Source organism: Rhodococcus sp. NPDC127593, from assembly GCF_042671975.1.
Lineage (GTDB): Bacteria > Actinomycetota > Actinomycetes > Mycobacteriales > Mycobacteriaceae > Rhodococcus_F.
In genome coordinates this window covers 17858-33875 of record NZ_JBHXWI010000083.1, presented here as the reverse complement: position 1 = coordinate 33875, position 16018 = coordinate 17858, and the positions used below count along the sequence as shown (strand labels likewise).

The following is a 16018-nucleotide window of genomic DNA, read 5'->3' as shown; positions in this document are numbered from 1 at the left end:
CATCAACAACGCCTTGGCCCGCACCACCTCCCGATGCGCACCCGACTGCGAGCGCGCCAACGACTCGAGCACAACGCGCTGCCCATCGGAAATCTGCAAAGCGGGTACCGGGTTCCTCATATACGGATTCTATCGAATCGATCAAGAATTATTTGCGAGACACACCACTAGCGGGGCAACCTCAGGTCAGCCATCCGTCGTCGTACTTCCTCTGGCTCCCCATGCCCGAGGAAGTACGGGCCGACCAGATAGCGGCCGCACCCCTGCGCGAACACGTATCGGTGTCCACGGCGGAACCGTTCGCCACGTCCGCACACGTGCCGCACGCGCTCCGGCTGGCGCTCGGCTCGACAAATCTGGACACCCTGCGCGAAGCGCTGGACAAGGTAAAACGGATGGTCGAGCTATACACCTACCGATGAATCGGCAGGGACACGCGAGAACCTGATGATCGACGCCCTGCTCGAGGAAGCCGAAGAACTACTCCCGGTCCCCGACACCGGATCACTGCGCGACGACCTGATCACCTACCTCACCTCGCTGACCGCATACCTGAACACCCCCCAGGGCAACGACTTCGATCGAGCACTCGCCGCCGCCGGCGACGACCCGGCAGCCAGCCACGCCCGCAAACAGTACTGGGACACCCGCTACGCGCGCTCCGACGAGATCGGAGCACGCGCTAGCAACCGCGGCGAACTACCCGACACAACCGACCCCCGTCACATCGTCGAAATGCTCATCGCACCCCTACATTTCAAAATCGTGCTCACCCGTAAACCGCTCGACCCCGACCTATTGCGAATCTCGCAGTTGAGGAGTTTCACACTTTCAAGCCTCACCAAACGCCGCGACTGGACACTCACCGACCGACATGAGCGCGGAACCGGTAACGAGGTCGCACAGCTCATCCGAAGGTGATCGCGCCCAGCATCCAGACCCGGTCACCGGTACTCGACGCCTGATCGGGTCCGCGACGAACTATCCACGCGCGAGAAATCATTCGCGATCGCGAAGCAGCGCTACAGCATCGTCCATGCCGTACCGGGTCACCAACTGCTCGAGGACCTCATCGGCGGTCATCAGTGGCCGCGCCAGGCGGGTCGCGAGCATCTCCACCGCCCGCGCAGCGGCTGCCGGGGACACCGACACCGTGTCGGCTGCGAACTCCGCCGGCGAGATCACCTGAATGTGCCCGGGAACTCGTTCTCGTGGAAAGTCTTTCTGGTTCAGCGTGACGATCACCCCGGCCCCGCCGACGACGGCGGCCGAAACGACATGCTCGTCGTCGGGATCGGGCAGCGAGAACGTACCCTCGAGTGGCTCCCAGCCGGTCACGAGGGCGTCGTCGAAGTGCGCGCGCATCGTTCCCACCAGTCGCGCACTCGCCGCGTGGGCTGCCGTCGCGCTGTGTCCGCGTCGTTCCAGTTTCGCCGCTTCGTGGAATTCGAGTTCGTCGAGGATCACCTCCGACCACAACGGCCGGTACAAGCCCTCGACGGCCATCGACAGCAGGAAATCCCGTTGCAGGCTCGGCCAGAGAACACAGGTGTCGAGAACTGCTGCGAACACCCCGGGCTGCCTATCGACCACCCGCCGCGGCTGACCGGCCCGCGCTGCGGGTGCGTCGGCGGTCCGCGACCGCCTTCCGCGCGGCCTTCAGCTGCTCCGCGACCGCCGCCGGATCGTCCTCGTCGTCGATCTCGACAGCGGTCTGGGCGAGTGCCTCGTATTGGCGGGCCCGGCGCTGCTGCTGATACTCGAGCACATCGCGCAACAACAGCCGATGGCGAGTGCCGACCTTCTCCGCCGGCAACTCCCCCACGTCGATCAACCGGCGCACCGTCGGCCGGCTCACCCCCAGCAGATCCGCGGCCTGCTGCGTGGTCAACATCGTCGCCTGCGGGGCCACCGTCACCGCACGACCGGCCTGCAGCGCGGCCACGACCTGCTTGAGCGCCGCATGCACCTCCGCCGGCAACTCCACCTGATCGTGCTCACCGGCACCGACCAACAGATACCGCGGCTCCACTCGGTCACCGCGGCGCCGCTCGTGCGCGTCGAGGAAGCCGACCACCTCCGCCAACCCCACACCCTCCGCTGCTTGCGGCAGATACGTGTGCTGATCCAACGCCTGTGCACCCATGATCGACCCCTTCCATTCGAAATAATCGTAACACCTTTCGAATCTTTCGAATAGGTCGCGGAGTCGACGTGCACCTGCCCAGCCGGGGTGCGCGGCACCACACACGCGCGCGCCAACTTGTACCATCGTCCCAGCTCAGCGGATCACCCGTGACCGTGTGTCGCACGGTCCATCAGTGATCACCGAGACTCGACAGCCTTGCGGCCCCTTCGCGAGCCCTGCCGAAAATGAGGCCCGCAAGGCGGAACCTGGGAGCTCATTTCCCGGAATTGACGTGGTAAGTCAACCCTGTCGTAGACGCCCACAACGGGGTGACCGGGGTCGACATCTCAGGGACCGCCGCTCCGTTACCGAGAATTCTGCTCGGCGACCGCGGTCGCCGGGTGCACGGCGATCAGGCCGAGGCCTTCGCGTCGCTTGCACAGCCGCGCCAGTTCGCGATACGCGGCCTCACCGAGCAACTCGGTGAGCTCCGGCGCATACGACTGCCACACCGCCACGGCGCCGACATGCGCATCCGGCGAGCCGGAGCAGTACCAGTCCAGGTCCGCGCCGCCCTCACCCCAACCACGCCGGTCGTACTCGGTGATCGTCGTCTTCAGGATCTGCTCACCGTCGGGTCGCTCCACCCATTCCTGGGTGCGCCGGATCGGCAACTGCCAGCACACATCCGGCTTCACCTCGAGCGGCTCAATCCCACGCCTGAGCGCCATCGAGTGCAGTGCGCACCCGATGCCACCCTCGAATCCGGGACGGTTGAGGAAGATGCACGCGCCCTGGTAGCGGCGGGTACGCAGCGCCGGCTCGCCGTCGAGCTCGTCCTCCTCGATGTACCCCTTCTTCCCGAGACCCTGCTTCCTGAACTGCCAGTCCCCGGGTCCGAGCAGCTTCACCGACTCGTGCAATCTCTCGACATCGTCCTCGTCGGTGAAGAACGCGCCGTGCGAGCAGCAGCCGTCGTCGGGTCGGCCCGCGATGATGCCCTGGCAGGCCGGGGTGCCGAACACGCAGGTCCAGTGGGAGAGCAGCCACGTCATGTCCGCGGCGATGAGATGCTCGGCGTCGTCGGGATCGAGGAACTCCACCCATTCCCGAGCGAAGTCGAGCCCAACCTCCGGGCTCGGCGTCATCTTGTCCGACGGCACCGGAATACCTGCTGACACAAACCCCACGGTAGCCGACCCACATAACAAACAAGGACTGATCAGGTCCCCGTCCGAGAGCAAACAACACTCGACCCGAATCTCGCCGAACCTCCCGTGGCACCACCGCGGTCATATCCGGTCGACCAACCCCAGTCCCGGTGCCGCACATCGGAAGCGACGCTCAGCGACACGGCCCACGACGTCCGGAACCCGGTCAGACCGCGAGGACCGTTTCAAACGCCCGGCGGGGCGCGACTACCCCATGCGGGAGCGCAACTCCGCCGGTGTGGCCCGGTTCGAGTCCTCGCCCGGGCCCACTGGATGCCGGTCCGTGCTATTCCACGTAGCCCGCACGGCGCGGCCCCGCGCCTGCATGCGCACCGAGATCACCCAGAGCAGGCGGCGCGGACATGGCCACGGCGTCCGCCGCAACCGAGCGCCGAACCATCCTCCCCGAGGCGACTCGTCCTTGCAGGCTCAGCGCCCGCACACGGGGATACTGGAAGGGCGACGGCCCCACCCATCCGCAGGGCTCGCCGAGGGAGTGATCAACGGTGTTCGACAAGTTCAGCGATCAGGCACGGCACGTCGTCGTCCTCGCCTCCGACGCGGCCCGCACCCACCACCACAACCACCTCGGCACCGAACACCTCCTCACCGGCATCCACGCCGCCGGCGGCCCCACCGGTGCCGCCCTCACCTCCTGGGGGATCACCGGCCCCCACCTCGACAGCGCCCTCGACGAGATCCCCGCCTACCCCAACACCGACACCGAATGCGCCGGGCCCCCCTTCACCCCGACCCTGAAAAAGACCCTCGCCCAAAGCCTGCGAGAAGCCTCGCTGCTCGGACACGACACCATCGGCACCGAACACCTCCTACTCGCCCTCCTCGCCGACACCACCTGCACCGGCACCCGAATCCTCACCCACCTCACCGCCATCAGCCCACACCAGATGCGCGACCACCTCCAACACCACCACGAGTAGACCCCCACACCCCAGCGAAATCGTCATCCCCTCCAGATTTCACGTGCGACCGCTGCGCCGGAGAACACAGATCTCGGCAGCATGAAAGGCGCGGCCGCCGGAGCCACGGAGGGGCGCGACAAGGCAGTTACTCGACGCCGGCGGCGGTATTGACGATGGGCGCGAGCGCGGAGAACGGGCAGCAAAGGCGCCGTCCCGAACGCCGCCGTGACGACCATGTCCGGGCGCCCTCTACCGCTGCTCGACGAGGCGCTTTATCTCGCCCTCGGGTCGCCGGGTCGCCGGGTGACGGATCGACGGTGAGGTCGTCGGTGTCGGCGAAAACCAGTCGCCCATCATCGAGGGCAATGGATTATGGGTCCACGGCTCTAACCGACTGAGCTACCGCCCCATCACCGCACTTCCCCTCTCTCACAAGACACAGCGAGGTTACCGTCCATCCCCGCTCATGCCCGGGGCTGTTTTCATACCCGGCCGAAGAGCTGCCGCACACCACCGTTGTCATCAACGGCATACAGTGCCATCCCCAACAGATCCAGAATTCGCTGAGGTGCCCGCACCGCGGCGTCCACCGATCGCGGCTCGTCCCGCACGACCAGCGCGAACGACACCGACTGATCCGCCTCGCTCGGCATCCGCCGCACGAGCTGCCCGATGGCGGTATCGACGTCCATATCCGGCGCGGCGCTCGCACCCTTGACCTCGGCGTAGAGCAGGTGGCCGTCCTTCTCGGCAACGATGTCGACGACATCCTCATCGGTACGCACCGTCCAGCCCTGAGACGACAACCAACCCGCGAAGTCCTGGGCCACGCGAGCCTCATCACCTCTCATACCGCCACGGTAAGCCCGAAACGTCAGTTCCGGACAACACCACAGCACGAAATACGTCCGGTGTGGCGTTACGGCTGAGGCATACCCGACAGAGCGTGCGATGAGATCGACGTACTCCCTTGATGACCTCGTCCGCATCAGTCATGTAATCGACTGACTGCTAGCGACATTCGTGTGCACGATGTTCGCCGCTGCCCAGAAGTGGCCACGAAGCGGCTGCCTCCGATCATTCTCCCCGGTGTCGGCCGGGTGTCCGCACGGCCGAATCCCGGTCCGAGCTCGGGTTCGGGGCGGTGCGGCAGGAACCCGGATCGATGGTCAGGTCGTCGGTGTCGGCGAAGACCAGCCGCCCGTCGTCGAGGGCGACCGCCCACCGATGCACCGGCGCCCACTCGTGCCCACCACCGCCCGGGTCGGTCACCGCCGCGTAGTCCTCGACCACCTCACCGGTGAGATCGGCCCCGGCGCTCCTGCGGACCAGCACCCGGACACCGACCGTCAACTCCGGGCCACCGACCGGCCTGTTGCCGCTGTTTCGGGCCATGCTGGTGCACCTCTTCGCTCGGCGGAACTCCCGAGATCGAGCATAAGCACCGACCGGCCGGTTACGCGACCCGACCTGCGCGAACACCTTCCGCGATCGAGAACGCCACAATCGAAGGGAGGGAAGCGGAGATCCTGCGGGAGGTGACGATGCGTCGGAAGGAGCCGGCACCGGCACCGGTGGCCGCACCGGTTCGGTGGTGGCGGCTGCGCCCGTGGAGCCGTAACCGCCTGATGCGCCCCAGCGACCGCATCGAAGCCGCCCTCGTTCTGCTCACCGCGGTCGTGGTTCTGCTGCTGATCCCGTTCGCCGCCGCGACACATACCCGGCTCGAGCAGCAAACCCAGACACTGCGCGCCGGCGTCCACCTCGTACCTGCTGTCCTGCTCGAGGACACCTACCTCGCCCCCGACGTCCCGGAGTACGCGATTCGTCCCGCCGGCACCCACACCGCCCGAGCCCGTTGGTTCACACCCGGCGGGGAGCGCACCGCCGCCGTGCCCACCGACACCCCGGGGAAGGTCGGCCAGACCGTCACCGTCAGCGTCGACGCCGACGGCAACCTCACCGGCCCCATCCCGAGCGGCCGGGAAAACACCGTGGTCGCGGTGACCGCCGCCTGCGGTCTCTGGGCACTCACGGCCGGCGCCGTACTCCTCGCCGCCGCACTCGCACACCCTGTTCACCGAAACCGGTTGCGGCTCTGGGCACAGGAGTGGAAACAGTTCGACACACCACCGAGAAGCCCACGCTGGGTCGCGTAACTCCGACCTGGTGGCGCCGGGGTGCACCCACCGCAGCACCCCGCTCATCGCAGCGTTTTGCCGAGCACCGTTCAGACCAGGCAGCAGCATGCGAGACGTCGTCGCCTCGGCTCTCGCGAGTTGAGGTCAGACGTCGTCGACAAAGACCGCACGGCCGTCGTCAGCCGCGACCGCCCCACCCGGGGTGTGACTCATCCGACCTTTGACTTCAAGTACTTGAAGTTCCTAGCGTCGATGGTGTGAGCGCACGAACCACCCCACCCGACTACACGATCAAGGACGCGGCCGCCCTGACCGGACTTCCGGCCAGCACCCTGCGCTACTACGAATCGGTCGGGGTGATCCCGCCGATCAGCCGTGGGGAAAGCAGCAAGCACCGGGTCTTCGACGAGGACGACCTGGGCCAGCTGCTGGGGATCGCGTGCCTGGCCGCCACCGGGATGTCCGTCAAAGACATGAAAGAGTACGTCGCCAACGGCCAACACGGGGCCACCGCCGCCCCCGCACAGATCGAACTGCTCACCGAACGCCGGCAGCAACTCGAGCTCGAAGCCCAACAGATCGCCCTTCGTCAACGCTACGTCGACATCAAGATCGACTACTGGCACGCCATCGACGCGGGCGACGAGCCCCGCGCCGCGCTCCTCGCGGCCGAGGCGAGCGCACTGGCCGACGACCTCAAGAACACCAAGAGGCGATAAACCCCAACCCACCTGCCCCGGTGCGCGCCCACGATCCGATGCGCCACCGGTTGCTCAGCCCTGCCCCGCTCACCACCACCGTGACCACCAGGAAGAAGGAAGTACTGCCATGCGTGTCAACGCGTACGCCGCCCCCGCCGCCGGCCAGCCGCTGGCCCCCACCACCATCGAGCGCCGCGACGTCGGCCCCCACGACGTCCTCATCGAAATCCAGTACGCCGGCATCTGCCACTCCGACATCCACACCGTCAACGGCGACTGGGGCCCGCAACCCTTCCCCGTCGTGCCCGGCCACGAAATCGTCGGCGTCGTCGCCGATGTCGGCGCCGACGTCACCCGCCACCAGATCGGGGACCGCGTCGGCGTCGGCTGCCTGGTCAACTCCTGCGGTCACTGCACCCACTGCCGAAACGGCGACGAGCAGTACTGCGCCAACGGCATGGTCCCCACCTACGCCGGCGTCGACCGTGACGGCAGCACCACCCAGGGCGGCTACTCCACCCATGTCGTCGTCGACGCCGACTACGTCCTGTCCGTCCCGGAGAGCCTGGACCCGGCCGCCGCCGCCCCGCTGCTGTGCGCCGGCATCACTACGTACGCCCCGCTGCGCCGCTGGGGTGCCGGTCCCGGCAAGACGGTCGCCATCGTCGGCCTCGGCGGGCTCGGGCACATGGCCGTCAAGATCGCCCACGCCCTCGGCGCCGAGGTCACCGTGCTCTCCCAAACTCTGAAGAAGCAGGAGGACGGCCTGCGCCTCGGCGCCGACGCCTACCACGCCACCTCCGACCCCAACACCTTCGAGCACCTCGCCGGCCGGTTCGACCTCATCGTCAACACCGTCAGCGCCGGCATCGACCTCAACGCCTACCTCGGCCTGCTCGCCGTCGACGGCACCCTGGTCAACGTCGGCGCCCCCGCCGAACCGCTCAGCGTGAACGTGATGTCACTGATCGGCGGCCGCCGCAACTTCGCCGGATCGATGATCGGCGGCATCGCCCTGACCCAGGAAATGCTCGACTTCTGCGCCACCCACCACATCGGATCCGACATCGAAGTCATCCCCGCCGACCAGATCAACCAAGCGTACGAACGGGTCCTCGCCTCCGACGTCCGATACCGGTTCGTCATCGACACCACCACCCTGAACTGACCCCACCATGAACGCCCGCCGCAGACAAGTTCCGGCGGGCGTTCACCCACACCACAACCCACCTTGCCGCCCGAGGGTGCACAGATCCGCAGCCTCAACGACAGTGCACAGGAGTGCCCAGTGACCGCGACCGCAATCTGCGCCACCACCACCAGCCTTCTCGTCGCGCCGATGACCGCGGCCGTGACCGTCGGCAGCGCTACGCCGTAGGCCCGTAGCGCCTCTTGACGGATTTAGATGCGCTCGAGGCCCCGGATTTAACTGACCGCTGAGCCCCAAATCGAGTACAGCCGAGAGCGTGTCGCCCTCGTCCAGCCCACACCTCGCCGGCCGCGGAGACCTACTAGCGATCCCTGGTCGCTAAGCCAAGGCGTGCGTATGGGTTGACGTCGCGTCCCGGCGGTCCGTGTGTCGTTGCAGCGCCCGTTGGATGTCGGCGGCGGAGGCGACCTTTCCGAGCAATGAGAAGGTGGCGAGCGTCGCGTCATGCGCTTCGTCAGTTGCTGCCGCGCAGGCATCTGATACGAGAATGACGTTGTAGCCCAGGTTCACTGCGTCTCGTGCGGTGCCCTCGACGGTCACATTGGTCGCGACGCCGGTGAAGAGAACGGTGTCTATCTGTCGGCGGCGCAGGATGGCGTCGAGCGCCGTGTTCGGGAACGCCGAGGTACCCGGGTGGCTGACCACCGGTTCGTCGTCTCCGGTGCCCAGTTCGGGGATGATCTGCGCCCCGGAACTGCCGTCGATGAGGGCACCGAGATCCTTGATGGCGTGGTTGAGTCCGGTGTTGAGTATCAGTTCCGGGTAACCGGGCTGGAAGGCGGCGCGGGCCCAGATCACGAGCGCCCCGGCCGTGCGGAAGGCGTCGACCAGTCCGCGTGTGGCGCCGATGACGCCGTGGCGTCTAACGGATTCGGCGAAGAACGGGGCGAACGCACCGTCCGGGGTGACGATGTCGTGTTGCCAGTGCACGTTGACCAGGGCGGTGAGGGTGGGATCGAGTGAGATCGGTTCGGTGGTCGACATGGGAGGTGTCCTACTTCTCGCTGGGCGTGATGACGAAATTGCTGAAGCCGCCGTGGCGGTTCTCGATGCCGGTGATGGCGTCGTTGACCTTGGCCAAGGGGAAGGTGACGTTCTCGAAGATGGACAGATCGACCATGCCGTTGGCCGCCATGGCGGCCATGTCCTGTCCCTCGCCGGCGGTGAACCAGCATGATCCCATCAGCTGCAGTTGCTGGTCCATCAGGTGGTGGACGTCGATGGGTACTTCACCTGCGGTGGCGCCGATGTTCACGGCTCGTCCGCCGCGGCGCAGGGATTTGAGGCCTTGCTGGAACGGCTCGTGGGGGGCTCCGGGACCGAGGGCGTCGACGTAGACGTCGACACCGCCGTCGACGGTGCCGCGTACCCAGTTGTCGATGGCACCGTCCCGGGTGGAGAACGTTCGAATGCGGTTGGGGGCCAGGGCTTCGACGCGCGCGAGCAGGTCGCGGTCGCGGCCGGTGCCGAGGATGGTGGTGGCGCCCATGGCGAGGGCATAGAGGGCGACGCCGAGTCCGAGTGTGCCGCTGATGCCGTTGATCAGCACGGTGGTGTCGGTGCCGACCTTCGCCTTGCGGAGGGCGGAGTACGCGGTCCCCAGGTAACCGAATCGTGCGGCGGTCTCGAACCCGATGCTGTCGGGGATTGCGACGAGGGAGTACTGCGGGGCGAGGGTGTATTCGGCCAGACCGCCGTAGGGGTACCGGTCGAGCAGTCGGGGGGCGGTGGCGGTGAAGCCGAAGTAGCCGGAGAAGGCGTAGCTGGTGCAGTTGACGTGTTCACCGCGCCGGCAGGCGAGACAGTCGCCGCAGTAGCGGCCGGGGTTGACGTAGACGCGGTCGCCCGGCTTGAAGCTGTGGACGTCGGCACCGACGGCGTCGACCACACCGGCCGGGTCGAGCCCGAATATCGCCGGCAGGGCGGGCAGCGGATTCTGCGGGAACCAGGTGGTCCAGTTGGCGAGAATGTTGGCCAGGTTCGGCACGATGTTGCAGGCCTGCACGGACACTCGCACGTCGGTGGGTCCTGGCTGCGGCAGGGGCACCTGTTCGAGGACCATGGGTTCGCCGACCTGGTGCATGCGGGCAGCCAGCATTGTTTCAGTCATGGATTTTCTCTCCTGAAGATGATCGGTGCGACGGGTGTAGGCCGGCACCCCTCCATGTAAGACTTTCTGATGTGACTCTGGCCACAGGTTTCCCGTCCAGTGGGCAACATGTCACGGGGTCAGGCCGCTACGCTGCATCAGAGACCCTGATAGGAAGGGGCGGACATGGCGGGCGGGAACACCTCCCCCGGGCGATCGGTGACCAGTAAGGCGCTGACAATCCTCGAGGCATTCACCGGGGAGCGCGTCGAGTTGTCGATGTCGGAGATCGCGCGCGCGACGGACTTGCCGTCGAGCACGGTGCATCGCTTGATCCAGGACCTGGTGGACTGGGGCGGCCTCGAGCGCACGTCCGAGGGCAAGTACTGCGTGGGAGTTCGGCTGTGGGAGATCGCCGCGCGATCGACGCGAACCTATGGGCTGCGCGAGGCGGCCATGCCGTTTCTTCAGAGCCTGTGGGAGGTGACCCGGGCACACATCCTCCTCGCCGTGCTCGATGGCGGAGAAGCGTTGCTCGTGGAGAAGATCACGGGCACCACGGACGTACCGCCGGTCGGGCGCGCCGGGGGCCGGTTGCCGCTGCATGCCAGCGCGGTGGGCAAGGTACTGCTGGCCCACTCCTCACCCGACTTTCAAGAGCGGGTGCTCAGCGGCCCGCTGGCCGGATACACCCCGGCCACCATGGTGACGGCCGAGACGCTTCGCCTGGAACTGGCGCGGGTGCGGCGGGACGGGGTGGCGACATCGGAGGACGAACTCACGCCCGGGTCCACCTCCTGCGCCGCACTGGCGACCGGACCTGCCGAGATGGGCATGGCCGCGATCTCCATCCTCGGGACGACCGGGGCACGTGATCTTCGGGAGATGAAGATCCTGGTTCAGACGGCCGGCCGCGGGCTGACGCATGCACTGGCCGGCCCCGGCCCCCGGCAACCGATCAGCCCGCGGCTACCCCGGGCGGTCCCGCGCACGCGGTGACACCCCGCCCCGCCACCCTCCGGCGTCAGTCGGCCGGATGATGTCCGTCGGTCAGGTTCTGCACGCAGGTGGTCATGGTCTCCCGAAGTCGCGAGATCTGAGACCGACTGAGGCCGGCGAGCATTCGCTCCTCGATGTGATCGGCCGCCTCTTCACATCGGGCGAGCACGTCGAGCCCGGCCTCGGTCAGGTAGTTGCGCAGCACGCGTTGCTTGTCGGGATCGGGATGGCGCTCGACGTAGCCACTGCGCACGAACGCCGCGACCATGACCTGCATCGATTGCGCGGTGACGAAGGACCGCCGGGCCAGTTGCGCCGAGGACAGTCCGGGATTGCGCTGCAGGATGCTCAGCGCCGCATACTGCGGCGTGGTCAACCCTTGCGCCTGCATGGCGGCGTCGAGGTCTCGGCGGACCGCCGACTCGAGCCGTTTGACCAGATACGTCACCCTGGCCGGCGATCCGCCGACGTCCTGGGTCGTCCCGTCGCCGAGCACCTCGATAGTCATGGTTGACAGGTTATCAGAGTCACTGATAACTTCCATATCAGAACTTCTTATATGCCACGTGGCCCGTTGCCACCGCATTCACCCTGTGTCACGGCCGCCGGGCCGGACGATCGAACGGAGACTTCCATGTCCGACAACATCAACGAACCCTGGGGTAACACCGTCCTCGTCGAGTTCGACGAGCACCGCATCGCCTGGGTCCGGTTCAACCGCCCGGACAAGCGCAATGCGATGAACCCGACGCTCAACCGCGAAATGTTCGCCACCCTCGATCATTTGGAGGACGACGACCGCTGCGCCGTAGTGGTGCTGACCGGCTCCGACGACGCCTTCTCGGCCGGCATGGATCTCAAGGAGTACTTCCGGGAAACCGACGGCAAGCCACGCTCGGTGCAGCACCGGGTTCGCGGCGAGGGCACGAACTGGCAGTACCGCAAGCTCCTCAACTACGCCAAGCCCACCATCGCGATGGTCAACGGCTGGTGCTTCGGCGGGGCGTTCGTTCCGCTCGTCTCCTGCGATCTGGCGATCGCATCCGAGGACGCGACTTTCGGCCTGTCCGAGGTGAACTGGGGTGTCACCCCCGGCAACCTGGTCACTCGTGCGCTGGCGGAGACCATCCCCACCCGCGATGCCATGTTCTACATCATGACCGGGCAGCAGTTCGACGGGAAACGCGCGTCGGAAATGCGTTTGGTCAACGAAGCGGTCCCGGCCGATCAGCTCCGCGCCCGCACCATCGAGCTCGCCCTGCAGCTGACCAGCCTGAGCCAGTGGGTGGTCCGCGGGGCGAAGATGGGCTTCCGGCACTCGCGGCTGATGTCGTGGGAGGCCGCCGAGGATTACCTCTACGCCAAGCACGACCAGGCGATCCTGTTCGACACCGACGCTCGTGAGCAGGGCATGACCCAGTTCCTCGACGACAAGACGTACCGCCCGGGCCTGGGAACGTACGCCACCACCGCAGAGTAGGAGAACATCGATGACCTCCACCACCGAATCCGCCGTGGTGACCGTTCCGCTGCGCATCGCCGGAGATTCGGTCGAAGCCGCCGGCGGGCGCTACATCGTCAAAACCCGCCGCCTGACCGGTGAACCGATCGCGCGGGTCGCGGCCGCCACCCGCGCGGACGCCGAACGCGCCGTCGCCGCGGCCGCCGACGCCGCCGCCGGGTGGGCCGCCACTCCCCCCGGCGCGCGCCGGAAGGTCCTCGAGCGGGCCGCCGCACTCCTCGACGAACGCAGCGGGGCCATCTCGGCGATGATGGGCAAGGAGATGGGCGCCGCCGCCTCCTGGTGCCATTTCAACGTCAAACTCGCGGCCGGGATGTTCCGCGAGGCCGCCGCCCAGGTGTATTCGACGGTCGGCCAGGTCATCCCGTCCGATGTCCCGGGGCTGACCGCGCTCGCCGTGCGGGAGCCGGTCGGGGTCGTGGTCGGCATCGCGCCGTGGAACGCACCGGTCATCCTCGGTGTCCGGGCGATCGCCATGCCGCTGGCCTACGGCAACACCGTGGTACTCAAGGCGTCGGAGGAGACCCCGGCGACCCACGCAGCCATCATCGAATGCCTCATCGACGCCGGCATCCCGGCCGGCGCGGCGAATCTGGTCACCAATGCCGCCGAGGACGCCGCCGAGGTGGTCGACGCGCTGATCGCGCACAGGGCGGTGCGGTGCGTCAACTTCACCGGCTCCACCACGGTGGGACGCATCATCGCCGAGAAGGCCGGAAAGCATTTGACGCGAACGGTTCTCGAGCTCGGCGGTAAGGCACCGTACATCGTGCTGGCCGATGCCGACCTCGAGGCCGCGGCCGCCGCGGCGTCGTTCGGTGCCTTCATGAACCAGGGCCAGATCTGCATGTCGACGGAGCGGTTGATCGTCGACCGCGCCGTCGCCGCCGAGTTCACCGCCCTGTTGGCCGAGCGGGCCGCGAAGCTCGTCGTCGGTGACCCGGAGGATCCGCGCACCCAGCTGGGACCGCTGGTGCACGAGGGCGCCGTCGCCCACGTGCAGGCATTGGTCGCCGATGCGGTCGCGCACGGCGCCACCGTCGTCACCGGAGGTGTGGCCGACGGCCTGTACTACCCGCCCACCGTGCTGTCCGGTGTCACGTCGGCCGCCCGCATCTACTCCGAGGAGTCGTTCGGTCCCCTCGCCCCGATCATCGAGGTCGATGGCGCGGACGAGGCGGTGCGGGTGGCCAACGACTCCGACTACGGGCTCTCCGCCGCCCTGTTCACCGGTGATGTCGGGCGCGGCCTGACCCTGGCGCAGCGAATTCAGTCCGGGATCTGCCACATCAACGGCGCCACCGTGCACGACGAGGCGCAGATGCCGTTCGGTGGGGTCAAAGCCAGCGGCTTCGGGCGTTTCGGCTCGTCCGCGGCTCTGGAAGAATTCACCGAACTGCGGTGGATCACCGTGTCCAGCGACGACCGCCACTATCCGATCTGACCGGGAGAGATTTCGATGGACGCCTTCTCCACCCCCATCCCGGACGCCGGACCTGATGGAACAGCCAGTTTCACCGGCCTGCGCTACGGCGAGCTCGTCGAGCGCCGGGCGCAGCGTCAACCACACCGCACCGCGATCATCCACGGCGACGAACGGATCTCCTACGGCCAGCTCCTCGACCGGATCCGGGCGGCAGCGTCGTTCCTCACCGAACAGGGGGTTCGGCCCGGAGATCGCGTCGTGTGTTACTCGGAAAACCGCCCCGAGATCCTGATCGCGCTCTATGCAAGCTCACGGGTCGGGGCGGTCTTCACCCCCGTCGGGATCGCGTCCCCACCCGCGGACGTCGGCTACATCCTGCAGGATCTGTCGGCACGCGCACTGCTGGTGTCGCCACACACCGCCGACGCCGCCCGCCAGGTGCCCGGCGTCGACGGCATACCGATCCTGTCCCTGGAAAAGGTTCACGACCTGGCACTGCCGCACCTGCCCGCGTATGTTCCCGGTCCCGCGCCGGAGCACCGCCCGACGGCGGACTCCGCGGCGTTGGTCGTCTACACCTCGGGAACGTCCGGGCACCCCAAGGGGGTCACCCTCAGTCACGGCGCACTGTTCTTCAACGGGGTCAACACCCTGCTCGGACTGGACATCGTCGCCGACGATGTGACGCTGGTGAACACACCCCTGTCCCACGTCGCGGCGTTGAATACCGTCGCCGTCGCCACCCTGGTCAAGGGCGGCACGGTGATCCTCGACAGCAAGTTCGACGCCGGGCGGTGCCTGCGGCAGATCGAGCAGTTCGCGGTCACCACCATGTTCGCGGTGCCCTCGATGCTCACTCTGATGGCGCAGGTGCCGGGGTTCCCAGACGCGAACACCTCGAGCCTGCGGTGGATCCTCGGCGGCGGCGCCCCGATGCCACCGGAACTGGTGTCTTTGTGGGCCTCGCGCGGTGTCCCGGTTCTCGCCAGCTACGGGCTGACCGAGGCCGGACCGTCGGTCAGTTTCCGGCGCGCCACCGACGCGGCACTCAAGTCCGCATCATCAGGGACTCCGGCGTTGCTGACGGATCTGCGGATCGTCTCCGATGACGGCAGCGACCTTCCGCCCGGCCAGGTCGGCGAGGTGCTCGTGCGCGGACCGCACATCGCCTCCGGCTACTGGGGCAACGAGACCGCGACCGCCGAGACGTTCCGACAGGGATGGCTGGCCAGCGGCGACCGCGGCTTCATCGATGTCGACGGCGACCTGTGCATCACGGGGCGGTCGAAGGAAATCATCATCACCGGCGGGGAGAACGTGGACCCGGCCGAGATCGAGCACCTGGTCGTCCAGTATCCCGGGATTCGCGATGCCGCCGTCGTCGGCCGCCCCGACCCGGTGTGGGGTGAGATCCTCACCGCGGTCGTCGTCTGCGACGACACCGTCGAACTCGAAGAGCTGCAACAGTTCCTGCGCCCACAGCTGGCGAAATTCAAGATCCCCCGCGTCCTCGAACGGCGTGAGGGCCTGCCCCGCAGCCCGGTCGGCAAACTCCTGCGCCGCGAACTGACCCCCACCTCCCAGGACACCCCAGTACAGCGCTGACCCCGTCCGCCACCGGTACGGGTGCGCTCCACCCCCGGCGCGCGGTCGACGGGTCTCGCCGGC

The 16018-nt window shown here is 67.3% G+C and carries 18 protein-coding genes and 1 pseudogene; 10 read left to right on the top strand and 9 right to left on the bottom strand.

The features are described from left to right. Positions 1-120, bottom strand: a pseudogene (locus ACFVJ3_RS43945) (IS630 family transposase); the annotation flags it as partial. 101 nt (positions 121-221) lie between these two features. Here ACFVJ3_RS43945 and ACFVJ3_RS43940 point away from each other — a divergent pair. Next, positions 222-422, top strand: coding sequence for a hypothetical protein (locus ACFVJ3_RS43940; protein ID WP_378458037.1), 201 nt, complete (start codon positions 222-224; stop codon positions 420-422). A 25-nt stretch (positions 423-447) separates the two neighbouring features. Next, entirely contained in the window at positions 448-921 is a 474-nt protein-coding gene (locus ACFVJ3_RS43935; RefSeq protein WP_378458036.1) for a TetR-like C-terminal domain-containing protein, read from the top strand. 78 nt (positions 922-999) lie between these two features. On the opposite strand, the gene ACFVJ3_RS43930 is transcribed toward ACFVJ3_RS43935, so the two are convergent. The 3 genes from ACFVJ3_RS43930 to ACFVJ3_RS43920 all read right to left on the bottom strand — a co-directional run bounded on the left by ACFVJ3_RS43930 (position 1000) and on the right by ACFVJ3_RS43920 (position 3276). Then, on the bottom strand, positions 1000-1572 hold the full coding sequence (locus ACFVJ3_RS43930; RefSeq protein WP_378458035.1) for a PIN domain-containing protein: 573 nt from the start codon (positions 1570-1572) through the stop codon (positions 1000-1002). Between the two features lie 10 nt (positions 1573-1582). Next, the gene (locus ACFVJ3_RS43925; RefSeq protein WP_378458034.1) at positions 1583-2146 is read right to left on the bottom strand and encodes a helix-turn-helix domain-containing protein; all 564 of its coding nucleotides are present in this window, start codon (positions 2144-2146) and stop codon (positions 1583-1585) included. A gap of 347 nt (positions 2147-2493) precedes the next feature. Then, positions 2494-3276: a hypothetical protein gene (locus ACFVJ3_RS43920; RefSeq protein ID WP_378458041.1), complete on the bottom strand. Its 783-nt coding sequence runs from the start codon at positions 3274-3276 to the stop codon at positions 2494-2496. A gap of 569 nt (positions 3277-3845) precedes the next feature. On the opposite strand from ACFVJ3_RS43920, the gene ACFVJ3_RS43915 reads away from it, so the two are divergent. Continuing rightward, the gene (locus ACFVJ3_RS43915; protein WP_378458033.1) at positions 3846-4280 is read left to right on the top strand and encodes a Clp protease N-terminal domain-containing protein; all 435 of its coding nucleotides are present in this window, start codon (positions 3846-3848) and stop codon (positions 4278-4280) included. A 464-nt stretch (positions 4281-4744) separates the two neighbouring features. Here ACFVJ3_RS43915 and ACFVJ3_RS43910 read toward each other — a convergent pair whose 3' ends face one another. Both ACFVJ3_RS43910 and ACFVJ3_RS43905 read right to left on the bottom strand, forming a co-directional pair. Continuing rightward, on the bottom strand, positions 4745-5092 hold the full coding sequence (locus ACFVJ3_RS43910) for a hypothetical protein (RefSeq protein ID WP_378458040.1): 348 nt from the start codon (positions 5090-5092) through the stop codon (positions 4745-4747). 247 nt (positions 5093-5339) lie between these two features. Further along, positions 5340-5657, bottom strand: a complete 318-nt coding sequence (locus ACFVJ3_RS43905) for a hypothetical protein (RefSeq protein ID WP_378458032.1) — start codon at positions 5655-5657, stop codon at positions 5340-5342. A 149-nt stretch (positions 5658-5806) separates the two neighbouring features. On the opposite strand from ACFVJ3_RS43905, the gene ACFVJ3_RS43900 reads away from it, so the two are divergent. The 3 genes from ACFVJ3_RS43900 to ACFVJ3_RS43890 all read left to right on the top strand — a co-directional run bounded on the left by ACFVJ3_RS43900 (position 5807) and on the right by ACFVJ3_RS43890 (position 8272). Beyond that, positions 5807-6421 (top strand): hypothetical protein, encoded by a 615-nt coding sequence (locus ACFVJ3_RS43900; RefSeq protein ID WP_378458039.1) that lies wholly within the window; start codon positions 5807-5809, stop codon positions 6419-6421. A 239-nt stretch (positions 6422-6660) separates the two neighbouring features. Continuing rightward, positions 6661-7122, top strand: coding sequence for a MerR family transcriptional regulator (locus tag ACFVJ3_RS43895; RefSeq protein WP_378458031.1), 462 nt, complete (start codon positions 6661-6663; stop codon positions 7120-7122). Positions 7123-7231: 109 nt separating this feature from the next. After that, the gene (locus ACFVJ3_RS43890) at positions 7232-8272 is read left to right on the top strand and encodes an NAD(P)-dependent alcohol dehydrogenase (protein WP_378458030.1); all 1041 of its coding nucleotides are present in this window, start codon (positions 7232-7234) and stop codon (positions 8270-8272) included. 360 nt (positions 8273-8632) lie between these two features. Here ACFVJ3_RS43890 and ACFVJ3_RS43885 read toward each other — a convergent pair whose 3' ends face one another. After that, positions 8633-9298, bottom strand: coding sequence for a cysteine hydrolase family protein (locus ACFVJ3_RS43885; protein WP_378458029.1), 666 nt, complete (start codon positions 9296-9298; stop codon positions 8633-8635). Between the two features lie 10 nt (positions 9299-9308). Then, positions 9309-10424, bottom strand: coding sequence for an alcohol dehydrogenase catalytic domain-containing protein (locus ACFVJ3_RS43880; protein WP_378458028.1), 1116 nt, complete (start codon positions 10422-10424; stop codon positions 9309-9311). A gap of 165 nt (positions 10425-10589) precedes the next feature. Between ACFVJ3_RS43880 and ACFVJ3_RS43875 the strand changes: the two genes are divergently transcribed. Further along, complete coding sequence (locus tag ACFVJ3_RS43875) at positions 10590-11402, top strand: IclR family transcriptional regulator (protein WP_378458027.1); 813 nt, start codon at positions 10590-10592, stop codon at positions 11400-11402. A 25-nt stretch (positions 11403-11427) separates the two neighbouring features. Here the strand turns inward: ACFVJ3_RS43875 and ACFVJ3_RS43870 are convergent, their stop codons facing one another. Beyond that, positions 11428-11910: a MarR family winged helix-turn-helix transcriptional regulator gene (locus ACFVJ3_RS43870; protein WP_198602020.1), complete on the bottom strand. Its 483-nt coding sequence runs from the start codon at positions 11908-11910 to the stop codon at positions 11428-11430. A 126-nt stretch (positions 11911-12036) separates the two neighbouring features. Between ACFVJ3_RS43870 and ACFVJ3_RS43865 the strand changes: the two genes are divergently transcribed. The 3 genes from ACFVJ3_RS43865 to ACFVJ3_RS43855 are packed head-to-tail and all read left to right on the top strand — an operon-like array spanning position 12037 to position 15955. Further along, positions 12037-12882: a p-hydroxycinnamoyl CoA hydratase/lyase gene (locus ACFVJ3_RS43865; protein ID WP_378458026.1), complete on the top strand. Its 846-nt coding sequence runs from the start codon at positions 12037-12039 to the stop codon at positions 12880-12882. Between the two features lie 10 nt (positions 12883-12892). After that, on the top strand, positions 12893-14368 hold the full coding sequence (locus tag ACFVJ3_RS43860) for an aldehyde dehydrogenase family protein (RefSeq protein WP_378458025.1): 1476 nt from the start codon (positions 12893-12895) through the stop codon (positions 14366-14368). Between the two features lie 15 nt (positions 14369-14383). After that, a complete protein-coding gene (locus ACFVJ3_RS43855) occupies positions 14384-15955 on the top strand; it encodes a class I adenylate-forming enzyme family protein (protein ID WP_378458024.1) in 1572 nt (523 codons plus the stop codon). Positions 15956-16018 lie beyond the last annotated feature (63 nt).

What these genes read in the sequence shown, in the direction of transcription:
- ACFVJ3_RS43870 (WP_198602020.1), bottom strand. Translation starts at nt 11,910, where the DNA reads ATGACTATCGAGGTGCTCGGCGACGGGACGACCCAGGACGTCGGCGGA.
- ACFVJ3_RS43940 (WP_378458037.1), top strand. Translation starts at nt 222, where the DNA reads ATGCCCGAGGAAGTACGGGCCGACCAGATAGCGGCCGCACCCCTGCGC.
- ACFVJ3_RS43860 (WP_378458025.1), top strand. Translation starts at nt 12,893, where the DNA reads ATGACCTCCACCACCGAATCCGCCGTGGTGACCGTTCCGCTGCGCATC.
- ACFVJ3_RS43900 (WP_378458039.1), top strand. Translation starts at nt 5,807, where the DNA reads ATGCGTCGGAAGGAGCCGGCACCGGCACCGGTGGCCGCACCGGTTCGG.
- ACFVJ3_RS43890 (WP_378458030.1), top strand. Translation starts at nt 7,232, where the DNA reads ATGCGTGTCAACGCGTACGCCGCCCCCGCCGCCGGCCAGCCGCTGGCC.
- ACFVJ3_RS43905 (WP_378458032.1), bottom strand. Translation starts at nt 5,657, where the DNA reads ATGGCCCGAAACAGCGGCAACAGGCCGGTCGGTGGCCCGGAGTTGACG.
- ACFVJ3_RS43885 (WP_378458029.1), bottom strand. Translation starts at nt 9,298, where the DNA reads ATGTCGACCACCGAACCGATCTCACTCGATCCCACCCTCACCGCCCTG.
- ACFVJ3_RS43880 (WP_378458028.1), bottom strand. Translation starts at nt 10,424, where the DNA reads ATGACTGAAACAATGCTGGCTGCCCGCATGCACCAGGTCGGCGAACCC.
- ACFVJ3_RS43935 (WP_378458036.1), top strand. Translation starts at nt 448, where the DNA reads ATGATCGACGCCCTGCTCGAGGAAGCCGAAGAACTACTCCCGGTCCCC.
- ACFVJ3_RS43855 (WP_378458024.1), top strand. Translation starts at nt 14,384, where the DNA reads ATGGACGCCTTCTCCACCCCCATCCCGGACGCCGGACCTGATGGAACA.
- ACFVJ3_RS43925 (WP_378458034.1), bottom strand. Translation starts at nt 2,146, where the DNA reads ATGGGTGCACAGGCGTTGGATCAGCACACGTATCTGCCGCAAGCAGCG.
- ACFVJ3_RS43865 (WP_378458026.1), top strand. Translation starts at nt 12,037, where the DNA reads ATGTCCGACAACATCAACGAACCCTGGGGTAACACCGTCCTCGTCGAG.
- ACFVJ3_RS43920 (WP_378458041.1), bottom strand. Translation starts at nt 3,276, where the DNA reads ATGACGCCGAGCCCGGAGGTTGGGCTCGACTTCGCTCGGGAATGGGTG.
- ACFVJ3_RS43875 (WP_378458027.1), top strand. Translation starts at nt 10,590, where the DNA reads ATGGCGGGCGGGAACACCTCCCCCGGGCGATCGGTGACCAGTAAGGCG.